At 68.1% G+C, this 12,890-nt stretch carries 14 protein-coding genes; 5 read left to right on the top strand and 9 right to left on the bottom strand.

Annotated elements, in window-relative coordinates; translation table 11 throughout:
- Window positions 1–25: 25 nt before the first annotated feature.
- Window positions 26–631, bottom strand: a complete 606-nt coding sequence (locus JYG32_RS07230; protein ID WP_072436404.1) for a CDP-alcohol phosphatidyltransferase family protein — start codon at window positions 629–631, stop codon at window positions 26–28.
- 461 nt (window positions 632–1,092) lie between these two features.
- On the opposite strand from JYG32_RS07230, the gene JYG32_RS07235 reads away from it, so the two are divergent.
- Complete coding sequence (locus tag JYG32_RS07235; protein WP_213265130.1) at window positions 1,093–1,722, top strand: lysophospholipid acyltransferase family protein; 630 nt, start codon at window positions 1,093–1,095, stop codon at window positions 1,720–1,722.
- Window positions 1,723–1,759: 37 nt separating this feature from the next.
- Window positions 1,760–2,689 carry a phosphatidate cytidylyltransferase gene (locus tag JYG32_RS07240; RefSeq protein WP_174383443.1) on the top strand — a complete coding sequence of 310 codons (930 nt, stop codon included), beginning with the start codon at window positions 1,760–1,762 and terminating at the stop codon, window positions 2,687–2,689.
- 42 nt (window positions 2,690–2,731) lie between these two features.
- Here JYG32_RS07240 and JYG32_RS07245 read toward each other — a convergent pair whose 3' ends face one another.
- Together JYG32_RS07245 and JYG32_RS07250 are read right to left on the bottom strand one after the other, a co-directional pair.
- A complete protein-coding gene (locus JYG32_RS07245; RefSeq protein ID WP_213265131.1) occupies window positions 2,732–3,547 on the bottom strand; it encodes a topoisomerase IV in 816 nt (271 codons plus the stop codon).
- A gap of 62 nt (window positions 3,548–3,609) precedes the next feature.
- Window positions 3,610–4,365 carry a hypothetical protein gene (locus JYG32_RS07250; RefSeq protein ID WP_249744608.1) on the bottom strand — a complete coding sequence of 252 codons (756 nt, stop codon included), beginning with the start codon at window positions 4,363–4,365 and terminating at the stop codon, window positions 3,610–3,612.
- A 666-nt stretch (window positions 4,366–5,031) separates the two neighbouring features.
- On the opposite strand from JYG32_RS07250, the gene JYG32_RS07255 reads away from it, so the two are divergent.
- A complete protein-coding gene (locus tag JYG32_RS07255) occupies window positions 5,032–5,853 on the top strand; it encodes a carbon-nitrogen hydrolase family protein (RefSeq protein WP_213265132.1) in 822 nt (273 codons plus the stop codon).
- Window positions 5,854–5,887: 34 nt separating this feature from the next.
- Here the strand turns inward: JYG32_RS07255 and JYG32_RS07260 are convergent, their stop codons facing one another.
- From JYG32_RS07260 to JYG32_RS07270, 3 genes are read right to left on the bottom strand one after another with little or no spacing between them, the layout of a single operon-like run.
- The gene (locus JYG32_RS07260; protein ID WP_213265133.1) at window positions 5,888–6,199 is read right to left on the bottom strand and encodes an AtuA-related protein; all 312 of its coding nucleotides are present in this window, start codon (window positions 6,197–6,199) and stop codon (window positions 5,888–5,890) included.
- Window positions 6,199–7,557: an acyclic terpene utilization AtuA family protein gene (locus JYG32_RS07265; protein WP_213265134.1), complete on the bottom strand. Its 1,359-nt coding sequence runs from the start codon at window positions 7,555–7,557 to the stop codon at window positions 6,199–6,201. Before JYG32_RS07265 ends, JYG32_RS07260 begins: the two co-directional genes overlap by 1 nt.
- A 40-nt stretch (window positions 7,558–7,597) precedes the next feature.
- Window positions 7,598–8,896, bottom strand: a complete 1,299-nt coding sequence (locus JYG32_RS07270) for a CitMHS family transporter (RefSeq protein WP_213265135.1) — start codon at window positions 8,894–8,896, stop codon at window positions 7,598–7,600.
- A gap of 97 nt (window positions 8,897–8,993) precedes the next feature.
- Here JYG32_RS07270 and JYG32_RS07275 point away from each other — a divergent pair, with 97 nt between their 5' ends.
- On the top strand, window positions 8,994–9,890 hold the full coding sequence (locus tag JYG32_RS07275) for a LysR family transcriptional regulator (protein WP_213265136.1): 897 nt from the start codon (window positions 8,994–8,996) through the stop codon (window positions 9,888–9,890).
- A gap of 39 nt (window positions 9,891–9,929) precedes the next feature.
- On the opposite strand, the gene JYG32_RS07280 is transcribed toward JYG32_RS07275, so the two are convergent.
- Both JYG32_RS07280 and JYG32_RS07285 read right to left on the bottom strand, forming a co-directional pair.
- Window positions 9,930–10,514 carry a flavin reductase family protein gene (locus JYG32_RS07280; RefSeq protein ID WP_213265137.1) on the bottom strand — a complete coding sequence of 195 codons (585 nt, stop codon included), beginning with the start codon at window positions 10,512–10,514 and terminating at the stop codon, window positions 9,930–9,932.
- Between the two features lie 133 nt (window positions 10,515–10,647).
- A complete protein-coding gene (locus tag JYG32_RS07285; RefSeq protein ID WP_213265138.1) occupies window positions 10,648–11,073 on the bottom strand; it encodes a VOC family protein in 426 nt (141 codons plus the stop codon).
- Window positions 11,074–11,185: 112 nt separating this feature from the next.
- Here JYG32_RS07285 and JYG32_RS07290 point away from each other — a divergent pair, with 112 nt between their 5' ends.
- Window positions 11,186–12,073: a LysR family transcriptional regulator gene (locus JYG32_RS07290; protein ID WP_213265139.1), complete on the top strand. Its 888-nt coding sequence runs from the start codon at window positions 11,186–11,188 to the stop codon at window positions 12,071–12,073.
- Between the two features lie 34 nt (window positions 12,074–12,107).
- Here the strand turns inward: JYG32_RS07290 and JYG32_RS07295 are convergent, their stop codons facing one another.
- Window positions 12,108–12,887, bottom strand: a complete 780-nt coding sequence (locus JYG32_RS07295) for a hypothetical protein (RefSeq protein WP_213265140.1) — start codon at window positions 12,885–12,887, stop codon at window positions 12,108–12,110.
- Window positions 12,888–12,890: the final 3 nt, after the last annotated feature.

Below are 12,890 nucleotides of genomic sequence, written 5' to 3' on the forward strand. Positions count from 1 at the left end.
GCGCCGCCCTCCGGCGCCTCGTAGGTCAACCGCCCTTTTCGGCGATGCCGGCCTGCACGCGCCGCACCACCGTCACGATCGACAGCACGATCAGCAGGCGCCACAACCACGCGGCGATGCTGCCGACCGGCAGGCCGAAGCCGATCCACAGCGCGAATGCGCCAAGGGCCAGCGCGCGGTCGCTCTTGCCGAACGGGCCGTCGTAACGGCGCGTGGCGCCGACGAGCGGCCCGATCAGCCCTGCGCATTCGACGATCACCGCCGTCAGCGCGAACAGCCAGACGTCCGCCGGAGCGAACGCCGAAATGGCGAGGAACGGCAGCACGAGCGCGACATCGGACACGATATCGCCCAGCTCGTTCAGGTATGCGCCGAGCGTGCTCTTCTGCCCGTGTTCGCGCGCGAGCATCCCGTCGATCGCGTTGAGCGCCATCCGCGCGAACAGCCACAGCGGGATCAGCAGGAACAGCACGCGGGCGAACACGCCGAGCCCGGCGAGCGCGCCGACGACGATCGAGCCGCCGGCCGCGAACAGCGTGACCTGGTTGGCGGTCACGCCGCGTTCGGCGAGCGAATTCGCGAACGGGCGCAGACGGTCCTGGAATTTGGGTTTGAGTGCGTAGAGGCTCATCGTTTCGTATTCGTATTGTTTGCGCGGCACAGTCGGACACGTTTCCCGCCGCCGTGCCCCGGGCGGCGAAACGGCCTGCGTCGGCCTTCAATGGACGGCCCCCATCGTCGCCGAGCAGCCCCGATGCGTCAAGCATGCGCGCGGCCCGCCCGCGCGGCGCCAATCTGGCGTTTTCGACGGAAACTCGCGATAATCCGCTGGCCCGATCGCAGCGAGATCCATTCGAACTGCAAACGGGCACTCGTGCAACAGCCGATTATCACGCCGCCGACCGGCACTTCGCCGCTACGCAACGTGCGTGTAACGGCGAACCGTCCGATTATCGCGGACCTGCGACAGGCAGCCACGAACTTGAAAAAATTTAAACAAGGGCCGTCCGGCGCGCATCCTGCCGCGCCGGCATTCCGGGATCCCGTCCACCGCACCTGCGGCCGGGCATGCAGGCAGGAGGCACCGCGCCGATGAACATCGTCAACGTCTGGCAGCGCGACTTCCTGCTGTCCATCGTGCGGCTCGTCGCCGGCGCGTATCCGGTCTGGCACCAGGCGCCGCCGTCCCCGACGCAAAAGATCTATTTCTCGAACCATACGAGCCACATCGACACGCTCGCGATCCTCGCCGCGCTGCCGCGCAACGTGCGCGCGGTCGTGCGGCCGGTCGCCGCGCGCGACTACTGGGACAGCAGCGACATGAAGCGCCACGTCGCGCAGAAGCTGCTGAACGTCGTGTTGATCGACCGCCACCGCGAATCCGGCGGCGACCCGCTCGAACCGGTGCGCGACGCGCTGCGGCAAGGCCACTCGATCATCATCTTCCCGGAAGGCACGCGCGGTGCCGACGTGCTGCCGCAGCCGTTCAAGAGCGGGCTGTTCCATCTCGCGACCGAATTCCCGAACGTCGCGCTCGCGCCCGTCTATCTCGAGAACCTGCAGCGCATCATGCCGAAGGGCGCGATCTGGCCCGTGCCGCTGATCTGCAAGGTGCACTTCGGCGCGAACGATGCGCTCGGCGACCAGGAAGACAAGCCGACGTTCCTCGCCCGTATGCGCGACGCGGTCGTCGCGCTCGCGCCGCAGCGGCCCGCGGGCTGAACGCGGCGCCCTCCTCTCCCTTTTTCCGGATATCCCCATGCGAACTCTTTTCTGGGAACTGGTCGCGGGCGTCACGGGCGTGCTCGTCGTCGCCACCGTGATCGGCGCGATCCTCGGCGCGCGCAGCGGCGGCACGAGCTCGACCATCGTCAACCTGAACCAGCGCATCCGCGCGTGGTGGGCGATGATCGCGATCATGGCCATCGCGATCGGCCTCGGCAACAACGTCACGTATCTCGTGTTCGCGCTGCTGTCGTACCTGACGCTGCGCGAATTCATCACGCTCACGCCGACCACCGCGAGCGACCACACGACGCTGTTCATCGCGTTCTTCGTCGCGATCCCCGTGCAGTACCTGCTGCTCGGGATCAACTGGTACGGGATGTATTCGATCTTCGTACCCGTGCACCTGTTCTTCGCGATGTCGCTCGTATCGGCGCTCACGCAGGACACGCGCGAATTCCTGAGCCGCAACGCGAAGATCAACTGGGCGCTGATGGTGTGCGTGTACGGCCTGAGCCACGCGCCGGCCGTGCTGATCCTCGACATTCCGCACTACGCGGGGCAGAACGCGCTGCTGCTGTTCTTCTTCCTGGTCGTCGTGCAGATCAGCGACGTGCTGCAGTACGTCGTCGGCAAGCTGTTCGGACGCCGCAAGATCGCGCCGCAACTGTCGCCGTCGAAGACGATCGAAGGCTTCGTCGGCGGCGGCCTGCTCGCGACGCTGTGCGGCGCGTCGCTGTATCGCGTGACGCCGTTCAGCTTCGGCGCGGCGTTCGGGATCTCGCTCGCGATCGTGATCGCAGGCTTCGTCGGCGGGCTCGTGCTGTCGGCCGTCAAGCGCTCGCTCGGCACGAAGGACTGGGGCTCGATGATCGCGGGCCACGGCGGGATGCTCGATCGCGTCGACTCGATCTGCTTCGCCGCGCCGGTGTTCTTTCACCTCGTGCGCTACCTGTACGTGTGATGCGCGGGCGGCGCAACGCCGCCCGTTCCGGCGCGCGCAGGCTCAATACCCTTCGCGCAATGCCTTCGGCACGATGTAGCGGCCGCGCGCCGCGTCGAACTTCACCGAAAAACGCGCGTGGACGTCCTTGTCGCCGCGCGTGCCCGTTTCCGTGACCGTCAGCGGATAGACGTCGCCGGTGCCCGCCGTATCGGGCACGATCGTGAACGTGCGGCTCTCGCAATGCGACTTCGCGTTCCCGCAATCGAGCGATCCCGAATTGTCGAGCGCTTCGTTGATGCGCGGCGCCGCTTCGACGATCGCATTGCCGATCGGCAGCCAGATCGACCGGCTCGCCTGCGTGTAGCCCTGCAGCGTGATCCCGTCGCCGATGACGAACCCGAACAGGTGCGGCCCGAGCCGCTCGATGCGCACGGTGCCCGGTTCGCCGTGCTTGCCCGATGCGATATCCGTCTTCTTCACGACCGGCTCGAGCGTCTTGCCGTCCGGCGCCGGCTTCAGCACGTACAGATCGATCGTGCCGGCCGTGCCGTCGGAATCCATGCCCGGCATCCCGTTCTGCACGGCCGCTTCGGTCTCGCCGCACATCGCGAGCAGATACCGCGGGCCGTCCGCGGTCGCGACACGCAGCGAGCCGCACGGCGAATAGATGAAATCGCCCGCGTCCGACTGCCAGCCCTTGCGGTCCGCGCGCCACTTGCCGTAATTGTCGTGGATGAACGTCTGCAACTGACCGTCGGGACGGACCGGATCGGCCGCGTAGACGGGCGACAACGCCGAGAGCGCGGTGAGCACCGCGAGTGCGGCGAGCGAAGCCGCGAACGGCTTGCTGCGTGTTTTTCGATGCTGGACAGTCATGACGGGCGTACGGTTGGGTCGGATTGGAAAGACGTTCAGCGGATGGCTGCGGGCGCGCACGATCAGGGTTGGCGCGGCGCGATGCCGGTGCCGTCCGGCTTCAGCCGCGTAGTTTGCACCCATCCTTCGGCGATGCCGTTGGTGCGCGGATTCAGGTAGACCACCGACGTGAAACGGCCGTATCCGGTTCGCGCATCGACGTGATCGTGCTCGACGATGAACAACCCATCGATCCGGCATGCGTCGTCGGGTGCGGAAAAGAACGGCAGGCGCCCCTTGCCCGTCACGACGCGGCCCGCGTTGCTACCCGTCGCGTAATCGCCCTGCGCTTGCGCGCGACGGTTCAGCGCATCGCAATCGACAGCGCCGTGCACGGGCGCGGCCGGTGCAGTACACGCGGACACGAAGCGCGACAGCGCGTGCCGGTCGATCGCCAGCACGTCCGGCCGGTCGGGATCGCGCGTGACGTCGAGCGCACGCATCGCTTGCGTGTCGAGCGTCACCCAGCCGATCGTCGCTTCCTGGTTCGGCGTACCCGGATGGTCGGGCATGACGAACAGGCGGATCCGGAAGATGTTGCCATCGCGCTCGTCCACATCGGCGTGGATCGCGCGCCGGTCCATCGCGGTCTGCCGCAGCGCCGGCACGATCAGTTGCGTCAACTGGTCGTTGCACGACGCCGGCGGCGCGGCAGCGGCCGACTGCGCGGCCGCCGCGCCCAGACATGCCAGCGCGACGCGCCCGGCGACGGCCGCGAACCGGCGACGACACACGGCCTCGCCATTCGCGCCGGCCGACGTTACGATCTCGTTCTTCATTGCAGGATCCGGTCGATGCGCGCGGCCCGTGCCGCGCGCGCGGGCATGCACCCGCGAGCCCGTAGCGTACACGCACGGCGCGGCATCGCAAGCGCGCATCGTCAACGAGAGCCTCGTCACCGACGCGACACTCGGCGAGCGCACGCGCTGCGAGCTGTTCGACCGGGCGCTGATCGACGGCTGGCCGCATCGCCCGCCGATACCGTGTATCGGCCACGCCGTCTGGGCAAACGCGACACCGGTCACTATCCTTGCCGAATCGGATTGTGCTCGTCCGTCCACGATACGCACCGGCCGAAACGGAACGGGCGACGCATGGTGGCCTGGGTTCCGATGGCACATCCTCGTCAGTCAGGACCGGTTCGCCGACCCTTGCAGAAGGGTCGGCGTTTTTTTACGTCTCCATTCATCGCGGCTGCAAATCCCGAAGCGCGGCGCGACCTCCCGGTCGAATCCACGATCGCCGGCCTCCCCGCGCAACCCGCTCCCGCAACCGTTGACCGTCGCATGCGGCCGCGCACGAATCGACGACCGGTCGCGGGATCAATACCCCCTACGGGTTAATGCGTCGGCGGGATGGGAAACCGCAGGGTTCGGCGCATACTAGGGCCTCGTTTCAACCGCTCCGCCGCGTGCCGCGACGGGCCACTGCCACCGAAATCGCCCATGAAACTGAAGCTCGACATCGTCCAGCTCGCCGGTCGCGACGGCGACACGCACTACAACCTGCAGCGCACGCTGGAAGCGATCGCGACCACCGCGCCCGGCACCGACATCGTGATGTTTCCGGAAGCGCAGCTCACCGGCTTCCTCGATCCGTCGAATCTCGCCGAAGTCGCCGAGCCGCTCGACGGCCCGAGCATCGGCGCGGTCATCGCGGCCGCGCGCGCACGCGACGTTGCCGTCGTGGTCGGGCTGATCGAGAACGATGGCGGCCGCTTCTACAACACGACCGTATTCGTGACGCCGGACGGCATCGCGCTGCGCTATCGCAAGACGCATCTGTGGGTGAGCGAGCGCGGCGTCGTGCTGCCCGGCGACCGCTACGCGACGGTCGAATGGCGCGGCGCGCGGATTGGCCTGCTGATCTGCTACGACAGCGAATTTCCCGAAACCGGCCGCGCGCTTGCCGCACTCGGCGCGCAGTTGATTCTCATCACCGACGGCAACATGGAACCGTACCACTACGTCCACCGCACGTCGGCGTCGGCCCGCGCGATGGAGAACCAGGTGTTCGCGGTGGTCGCCAATCGCGTCGGCGACAGCACGCACGACGTCGTGTTCGCGGGCGGCAGCCTCGCGGTCGATCCGTTCGGCAACGTGATCTTCGAAGCGGGCGGCACCGAATCGCGTCACGCGGTCGAGCTCGATTTCGACCAGCTCATCGCGTCGCGCGCGGTCTACGATTATCGCAAGGATCAGCGCCTGCACGTCGCCGGCGAGCGCATCGAGCACGCGGACGGGCGTCGCGAGCTGCTGATTCCGTGACCGGGTGCCCGCACCCCGGCGGCGACGTCGTCCGTCACGCCGGGTCGGGCACCTCGATCGCCAGCAACGCCGAACTGACCGACTTGCCGTGCGCATCGAGCGCGAGCGAGCGCGTCACGCCGCCGCCGAGCGCATCGCGCAGCACGAAGTTGAACGCACCCAGCGCCGGCAATTCATGACGCACGACATCGCCGTGCACGATGTCCGCGAGCCACGCCTTCACCTTGCCGGCATCCAGATGCGCGCGCAGATGGTCGTAATGACGCGGATCGCGGCAGATGACCGACACGTTCAGCGTATTGCCCTTGTCGCCGGTGCGCGCATGCGCGAGTTCACGCAGTTGCATCATGCCTCCACGAACGAAAACGACGGCGTCACGGCCGCGCGCGGCAGCAGCACCGACTGCACGGCGATCACCTCGCGGGTCGACTTGAACGCGCCGCCGCCGCCGGCTGGCCCGTTCGTATAGAGCGTCTCGACCTCGTTGCCGATCCGCGCCGCTTCATCGGCACTCGCCGCGCGGCCGGCCACCCGCACGCGCACCTCGGCCGGCTCGCCGCGCACGGGCGGCGTCGCGGCGCCATACAGCGAATCGACGCCGATCAGGTCGAAGCGCAGCTCGGTCGCGGCGACGCCGGTCAGCGCCAGCCGCTCGCGGACGATGTCGAGCGCGAGACGCGCGCGTGCGAGCGCGCCGGGGCCGCCGTACGAGATCTGGCCTTCGCCGATGTAGCCGTCGACGTAAGCCACCGACACCTTCAGCGTATCGGGCCGCGCGGTGCCGCGCCCGCCCGCCACGCGCACGCGATCCGTCGCCTCCTCGTCAACCGCGACACCTGTGAAATCCGCAACGACGTCCGGCTGCAGATACCGCGCCGGATCGTGAATCTCGTAGAGCAGTTGTTCCTTGCAGGTCGCCGCGCTCACGCGGCCGCCCGCATGCGGCACCTTCGTGATCACGACCGAGCCGTCGGCCGCGACTTCGCCGATCGGGAACCCGAGCCGGGCGAGATCCGGCACGTCCTTGTAGCCGGGATCGGCGAAATAGCCGCCCGTCACCTGCCCCGCGCATTCGAGCAGATGGCCGACGACCGTCGCCTGCCCGAGCGTGTCCCAGTCGTCCATCCGCCAGCCGAACGCGTGGATCAGCGGCGCGGCGAACAGCGACGGATCGGCGACACGCCCGGTCAGCACGACGTCCGCGCCGGCCGCGAGCGCGTCGACGATCGGCGCGGCGCCGAGGTACGCATTCGCGGACACGATGCGGTCGCGATACGCGGCGACTTCGTCGCCCGATTCCTCGAACCGGAACGCGCCGCGCAGCACGACGTCGAGCACGTCGTCGCCTTCGACCGCCGCGACCTTCAGCCCCGCGATGCCGAGCGATTGTGCGATCTGCGCGGTGCGCGTTGCCGCTGCGCGCGGGTTCGCCGCCCCCATGTTCGACACGATGCGCACGCCATTCGGCACGGCGACCGGCAGCACCGCACGCATCCGCGCGTCGAGCAACGGATCGTAGCCGAGCGCCGGGTCCTTGCGCCGCGCCTGCTGCGCGATCGCGATCGTACGCTCGGCGAGGCATTCGAAGACGAGATAGTCGAGCTGCCCGTGTTCGGCCAGTTCGACCGCGGGCTCGATCCGGTCGCCCGAGTAGCCGGCACCCGCGCCGATGCGCACGCGCCGTTCAGGTTGCTTTGCTGTCATGTCCGTACCGTCGTCCGGCGGGTTTCGCCGCCGGAAAAAATCAAAAGATGCCCAGCACGACGCACGCGATCGTCATCACGATCGAGGCGCCGAACAGCAGCGGGAACGTGAATTTCTGATGCTCGGCCAGCTCGATGCCGCACAGGCCGACGACGAGGAACGTCGCGGGCGTCAGCGGGCTGACCGGAAACCCGGTCGTCATCTGGCCGAGCAATGCGGCCTGCCCGACCTGCACGGCCGGCACGCCGAGCTGGCCGGCCACCTCCGCGATCACCGGCAGCACGCCGAAGTAGAACGAATCGGGATCGAACAGCATGCTGAGCGGCATCGACGCGAAACCGAGCACCACCGGAATGTGGCCGGCCATCGACGGCGGCACGAAGCCGACCGCGGCCTGCGCCATCGCCTTCAGCATCCCGCTGCCCTGCATGATCCCCGTGAACACGCCGGCCGCGAGCAGGATGCCGGCCATCATCAGCGCCGCGCGCGCATGTGCGTCGATGCGCTTTCTCTGCATGTCGACGTCCGGGTAATTCACCATCAGCGCGATGCACAGCCCGACCATGAACATGATCGCGGGTGGGATCTTCTCGCCCATCACGACCATCGTGCCGAGCACGACGAGCGTCAGCACGAGGTTGAACCAGAACAGGTGCGGCCGGCGCAGCGCCTGCTCGTCGGGCGTCAGCTCGCGCGTCGGCAGCGGGATCGACGCATCGTCACGCGACAGGCCGAGCCGCTTCTCCTCGCGCCGCCCGAGCCAGTACGCGACGCCGAACACGAACACGAGCCCGATCGCCTGGACCGGGATCAGCGGATTGAACAGCGCCGACACCGGCAGGTGCAGCGACGCCGACGCGCGGATCATCGGCCCCGTCCACGGCAGGAAGTTGATGCCGGCGGCCATCGACACCGCCGCGGCCAGCACGCGCCGGTCCATCTTCAGCCGGTCGTACAGCGGCAGCACGGCCGGGATCGTCACGAGAAAACAGACGGCGCCCGAGCCGTCGAGATGGATCAGCAGCGCGAGCAGCGTCGTGCCCATCACGATGCGCGTCGGCCGCGTGCCGACCGCGCGCAGGATCCGGTCGATGATCGGGTCGAGCGTGCCGGCATCGGTGATCGTCCCGAAATACAGGATCGCGAACACGAACATCCCGACGACGGGCGCGAGGCCCTTCAGCCCGTCGACGACGAACTTGCTGGTGTGCAGCCCGAAGCCGCCGATCAGCGACGCGGCGATCGGCACGACGATCAGCGCGACGAGCGGCGACATCCGCTTCGACAGAATCGCGGCCAGCAGCACGACGATCGTGCCAAGCCCGAGTAACGGCAGCATCCGTGTCTCCTACCTTGTCTTTTGTTGGAGACGAGCGTAAGGTCGGCGCAGCGATAGCACAATTGAAATGATTTGATCGCAGCAATCACGAACTGTTATGGATCTGAATCTTCGCGATATCCGCGCCTTCGTCACCGTCGCGCACGCCGGCAACTTCACGCGCGCGGCCGCACGGCTGCACCTGTCGCAGCCGGCGCTGACCGTGCAGATCCGGCGACTCGAGGAAATCGTCGGCGCGCGGCTGTTCGACCGCAACAGCCGCAGCGTCGCGCTCACGCAGACCGGGCGCGAATTGCTGCCGCTGCTGCAGCGCTCGCTCGACGACATGGAGCGCGTGCTGCGCGATGCGCGCGCGCTCGGCGAAGGCACGAGCGGCACGGTGCGGCTCGCGTGCCTGCCGACCTTCGCGTCCAGCGTGCTGCCTGAGCTGATCCAGTCGTTCCGCCGCGACGTGCCGCGCGCGGGCTTCGAGATCCGCGACGGCGTCGCAAGCCTCGTCACCGCGCTCGTGCGCAACGAGGAAGCCGATCTTGGATTGACGGGCGGCGATGCGTTCGATGCATCGCTGGAGGTGCTGTACACGGGCGCCGACCGGCTCGTCGCCGTGTGCCCGAAGGATCATCCGCTCGCGCGCAAGCGCCGCGTGAGCACCGCCGACGTCGCGGGCGTGCCGCTCGTGCTGACCGCGCAGGGCACCAGCGTGCGCAGCGTCGTCGATGCCGCGCTGGAAGCGGCCGGCTGCACGCCCGACATCGCGTGCGAGCCGACCTACATGATGACGGCCGTCGCGATGGTGCGCGGCGGCCTCGGCGTGACGATCCTGCCTGCGACCGCGCGCGAGGTGCGCGCCGAGCCCGATCTCGTCGTGAAGACGATCGACGATCCCGCGTTCGTGCGGCCGATCGCGCTCGTCACGAAGCGCGGGCGCACGCTGCCGCGCGTCGCGCAGGCATTCGCCGAAGCGATGCTGGCGGAATTGAAGAAGCGCGCGTGAGCCGCGTGCCCGGATCGGGAAAAGAAGCCTGCGTGACGCTTACGGCGCGTCCGGATCGACGTGCAGCGATTCGCCGATCGCATAGAAATTGCCGCCCGCGATGTAGTGCAGGCTGCGCAGCGCGGGATCGGCCGATTCGAAATACCAGTGGCCGTCGCGGAACACGCGCGTGTCGGACCACGCACCGACCACCTCGCCGATGAACAGGTCGTAGGTCTGCTGGTTGTGCGGCTCCGGAATCAGCTTGCACGCGAGCCAGCCCGAGCAACCGGCAACGAACGGCAGGTCGTGGCCGGCGACGTCGAACAGCGTGACGCCCGCTTCGCGCAGCTTGTCCGGCCGCTCGGCGAGACTGTGGCTGCCGACCGCATGCGTAAGCTGCAGTTGCGCGGCCGTCGGCACCTGGATCACGAACGTGCCGCTGCGCTCGACGAGCTCGCGCGTCTTCGCGGACTTGTCGAGCACGACCGTCAGCTTCGGCGGCAGGAAGTCCAGCGCGCACGCCCACGCGGCGGCCATCACGTTGTCGACGCCGTCGTGGCGGGCCGACACGAGCACGGTCGGGCCGTGATTGAGGAGTCGGTAGGCTTTCTTCAGCTCCACCGGAGCGATATGACTGTCCATACGGGTTCCTTGGAGAACGTCGCGCACGGACGGATGCCGTGCGGCGCGGCGCCGGCCGGCGCGCCTGCGCGCGGCCCGGCCGGAGGCCGCATTCTCGCACCCATTTTCGATCGGCGCAGACGCGCCCGATCCGTCACTTCGCGAACAGTTGCCCGATGTCGCGGAACGCCTTGAATTCGAGCGCGTTGCCGCACGGGTCGAACAGGAACATCGTCGCCTGTTCGCCGACCTGCCCCTTGAACCGCACATACGGTTCGATCGCGAAGGTCACGCCGAACGATTTCAGCCGCTCGGCCAGCGCTTCCCAGCTCGCCCAGTCGAGCACGATCCCGAAATGCGGCACCGGCACATCGTGACCGTCGACGGCATTCGTATGCGCGCCTTCCTGCGACACGGTCTGCGGATGCTCATGGATCACGAGCTGGTGCCCGTAGAAGTCGAAGTCGACCCATTGCGTGCTCGAACGCCCCTCTTCCAGCCCGAACACGCGGCCGTAGAAATCGCGCGCGGCCGGCAAATCGTAGACCGGAATCGCCAGGTGAAACGGGGAAAGACTCATGGTTGCCTCGTGAAGGAACGCTCGCGTGGCGCGAGGATCGCACCATGGTAGACAACGCCAAGCAAAAATTAAATCAATATATAGTGTTGCAATTCACAAACGGAATTGATGAATGATCCGCGAGCTGAAAACCCTCATCGCCGTCGCCCGCGAAGGCACGTTCGCCGCCGCGGGCAACCGCATCGGACTGACGCAGGCGGCCGTCAGCGCGCAGATGCAGCGTCTCGAAGCCGAACTCGGCTTTGCACTGTTCGACCGGCAAGGCCGGTCGGCCCGCCTCAACGAGATGGGCCATCACGTGCTCGACCAGGCGCAGGCGCTGATCGGCCTGTACGAGAACCTGAGCTCGACCGCGCCCGGCTCGCCGGCCGCCGTGCGCGTGACGATCGGCGCGATCGCATCGGTACAGAGCGCGCTGCTGCCGGCCGCGCTGGCCGACTTTCATCGCCGGCATCCCGCGTGCCGGACACGCGTGATACCGGGGCTGTCGATCGAGCTGGTCAACCGCGTCGACGCGGGCGAGATCGACATGGCCGCGATCATCCGGCCGCCGTTTTCGCTGCAGAGCGACCTGCACTGGACGACGCTCGCGCGGGAACCGTTCCGGCTGATCGTGCCGCGCAGCGTGAAGGGCAAGGAGTGGGCCGAGCTGCTCGCGAGCGAGCCGTTCGTGCGCTACGACCGCGCGTCGTTCGGCGGCCGCCAGGTCGATCGTTTCCTGCGGAAGATGCATATCGCGGTGCGCGACACCTGCGAACTCGACGAACTGGACGCGATCGTCAAGCTGGTCGAGCACGGCGTCGGCGTCGCGATCGTGCCGCAGACCGCCGTGTATCGCCGCTGGCCGGGCGGCGTGCGTGCGATCGACCTCGGACACCACACGTTCCACCGCGACATCGGGCTCGTGCATCGCGCACGGCGGACGATGTCGGAACCGGCGCAGATGCTGGCCCGGTTGATTGAAGAGGCGTCGCGGCGCTCGCCACCTCAAGCGGCCTGAGTCGCGCGCCCGGCGGCGCCGTTGTCGTTGCGGATCAGCGCCGCCCGGCCGCCCAGTCGACGGCCGCGTCGAACAGCGCGACGCCGGCCGGCGACAGGTTCGTGAACGTGTCGTTGTCGAGGAAGAACATCACGCGGCGTGCCGGTGCGAGCGCTTCGTAGTCCATCGTCGCGCCCTTCTCGTACGCGAAGATCGCGGCCTTGTCGGGTTGACCGTACACGGTCGCGATCGTGATCGCGCCGAGCCCCGGCTTGCCCCAGCTCATCGGCGCCTGCTTGCCGTACACGTTCGTCGCGCCGGCCGGCAAGCCGGCAGAAACCGGATGCGGCGCGTTGACGAGCCACAGGTAGCGCTCCTTGCCCGTTTCGCCGAAGTCGACGTCGTGACGCTTGCCCGTCATCGCGAGATCGTCGAGCAGGTCGTTTTCCCACGTCACGAGCGGCTTGTCGAGCGTGCGCCAGCCCGGCCGCACGTTCTTCGACGACACCGTCGACGAAATCACGACCAGGTCGGCATCGCGCGCCGCGTCGGGGGTCGCCGACTCGTCGATCAGGCGCACCGCGTAGCCGCGTTCGCCGAGATGCTGGCCGATGCGTTCGTCGACCTTCAGGTTCGGGCCGCGCAACTGCACGAGCATCGCGACGCGCGTGACGGCCGGCGGTGCATCGGCTGCAAGCGCGGGAGCGGGGACACCCGCGCTTAGGCACGCGCCCAGCGCGAGCACCGAGCCCGCGATCGTGCGCAATGCGCGACGCCGCGCGCCGGCGGCAGCTGCAACGGCGGGCACGGCGCCGATCTTCATCTTCCGGTTCATCTG

It is taken from the genome of Burkholderia pyrrocinia, assembly GCF_018417535.1.
In the GTDB taxonomy this organism is placed as follows: Bacteria; Pseudomonadota; Gammaproteobacteria; order Burkholderiales; family Burkholderiaceae; genus Burkholderia; species Burkholderia pyrrocinia_E.

What these genes read in the sequence shown, in the direction of transcription:
- JYG32_RS07245 (WP_213265131.1), bottom strand. Translation starts at nt 3,547, where the DNA reads ATGACTGTCCAGCATCGAAAAACACGCAGCAAGCCGTTCGCGGCTTCG.
- JYG32_RS07280 (WP_213265137.1), bottom strand. Translation starts at nt 10,514, where the DNA reads ATGGACAGTCATATCGCTCCGGTGGAGCTGAAGAAAGCCTACCGACTC.
- JYG32_RS07265 (WP_213265134.1), bottom strand. Translation starts at nt 7,557, where the DNA reads ATGACAGCAAAGCAACCTGAACGGCGCGTGCGCATCGGCGCGGGTGCC.
- JYG32_RS07290 (WP_213265139.1), top strand. Translation starts at nt 11,186, where the DNA reads ATGATCCGCGAGCTGAAAACCCTCATCGCCGTCGCCCGCGAAGGCACG.
- JYG32_RS07235 (WP_213265130.1), top strand. Translation starts at nt 1,093, where the DNA reads ATGAACATCGTCAACGTCTGGCAGCGCGACTTCCTGCTGTCCATCGTG.
- JYG32_RS07275 (WP_213265136.1), top strand. Translation starts at nt 8,994, where the DNA reads ATGGATCTGAATCTTCGCGATATCCGCGCCTTCGTCACCGTCGCGCAC.
- JYG32_RS07285 (WP_213265138.1), bottom strand. Translation starts at nt 11,073, where the DNA reads ATGAGTCTTTCCCCGTTTCACCTGGCGATTCCGGTCTACGATTTGCCG.
- JYG32_RS07240 (WP_174383443.1), top strand. Translation starts at nt 1,760, where the DNA reads ATGCGAACTCTTTTCTGGGAACTGGTCGCGGGCGTCACGGGCGTGCTC.
- JYG32_RS07255 (WP_213265132.1), top strand. Translation starts at nt 5,032, where the DNA reads ATGAAACTGAAGCTCGACATCGTCCAGCTCGCCGGTCGCGACGGCGAC.
- JYG32_RS07270 (WP_213265135.1), bottom strand. Translation starts at nt 8,896, where the DNA reads ATGCTGCCGTTACTCGGGCTTGGCACGATCGTCGTGCTGCTGGCCGCG.
- JYG32_RS07230 (WP_072436404.1), bottom strand. Translation starts at nt 631, where the DNA reads ATGAGCCTCTACGCACTCAAACCCAAATTCCAGGACCGTCTGCGCCCG.
- JYG32_RS07295 (WP_213265140.1), bottom strand. Translation starts at nt 12,887, where the DNA reads ATGAACCGGAAGATGAAGATCGGCGCCGTGCCCGCCGTTGCAGCTGCC.
- JYG32_RS07250 (WP_249744608.1), bottom strand. Translation starts at nt 4,365, where the DNA reads ATGAAGAACGAGATCGTAACGTCGGCCGGCGCGAATGGCGAGGCCGTG.
- JYG32_RS07260 (WP_213265133.1), bottom strand. Translation starts at nt 6,199, where the DNA reads ATGCAACTGCGTGAACTCGCGCATGCGCGCACCGGCGACAAGGGCAAT.